Here is a 478-nt window from a genome sequence, read left to right as displayed (position 1 = left end):
TCCGAACTATTCTATTTCGTATGTGGATGGCAACCTGACGGTAGGCCATGTGGCACTTATCGTAACAGCAGACGACAAGAGCAGGCCTTATGGCAGCGCAAATCCGATTCTGACGGTAAGCTATACAGGATTTGTGAACGGAGATACGGAAGCGTCCCTAACAGCTGCGGCTGTTGCTTTAACAGCGGCGACTGCGTCAAGTCCAGTAGGTACGTATGTAATAACGGCGGGAGGCGCATCATCTCCAAACTATTCAATTTCATATGTTGAGGGCATTCTTACGGTTGGCCAGGCATCTCTTACGGTGACAGCCGATGACAAGAGCAAGGCATACGGCAGCGCGAATCCGGCTCTGACGGTGAGCTACTCGGGATTTGTGAACGGCGATACTGAAGCATCGCTAACGACCGCGGCTGTAGCTTCAACGTTAGCTACGGCATCCAGTCCCGTGGGAACGTATGCAATAACGGCAGGGGGC

At 52.7% G+C, this 478-nt stretch carries 1 protein-coding gene; it reads left to right on the top strand.

What is annotated here, in order from left to right:
• On the top strand, positions 1-478 hold a 478-nt coding region (locus tag DM397_RS00395; RefSeq protein WP_204251851.1), incomplete at both ends, for an MBG domain-containing protein.

The organism is Flavobacterium nitrogenifigens, from assembly GCF_003254565.1.
Lineage (GTDB): Bacteria > Bacteroidota > Bacteroidia > Flavobacteriales > Flavobacteriaceae > Flavobacterium > Flavobacterium nitrogenifigens.
The sequence above is the reverse complement of the archived record's forward strand: the minus strand, read 5'-3'. Positions and strand labels throughout refer to the sequence as shown.